The sequence below is a fragment of the Neisseria sp. P0021.S005 genome, from assembly GCF_051956955.1.
In genome coordinates, this window is sequence record NZ_JBQCWY010000890.1 from 1 (window position 1) to 546 (window position 546).

Consider the following 546-nt stretch of genomic DNA (forward strand, 5'->3'; position numbering starts at 1 on the left):
GTTCCACCCTGATACCACGGAGTTTTCGTTTGGATGCGGCAGGACATCATGTCGAAAGGCGAAAAGAAAGTGCCTTTTTCATATTCCCGTTCGGCTTGGGCTTAGGCCATATTCTGCCGCAGGCGTCAAGGAAATATGGAGTCTCCAGAGGTCGGCCGGTCCTGCCGGCTGGCTTCAGTTGACCGGCCAGACGTAAAGCAGCATGGGAATGCTGGCGACGACGATCATGATCGACAGCGGCAGGCCAAGCCGCGGATAGTCGCTGAAACGATAACCGCCGGGACCCATGACCAGCGTATTGCACTGGTGCCCGATGGGGGTGAGGAAATCGCAGCCCGCGCCGATCGCCACCGCCATCAGGAAGGCCTCCGGCCGGAAACCGAGCGTGGTGGCAAAACCCGCGGCAATCGGCGCCATGACCAGCACCGTTGCGGCATTGTTGAGAAAGGGCGTAACCGCCATGGCGGTGAGCAGGATCATGCCGAGCGCGGCAAAGGGCGGCAGGCCCTGAGCCGCGTTGCCGAGCCAGGTGGCGATCAACTCGCT

1 protein-coding gene is annotated in these 546 nt (G+C 61.4%); it reads right to left on the bottom strand.

Annotated features, from left to right (window positions below):
• Positions 1-174: 174 nt before the first annotated feature.
• Positions 175-546: SLC13 family permease (locus tag ACTHUE_RS19995; protein WP_440424277.1), on the bottom strand; the 372-nt coding region annotated here is incomplete at its 5' end.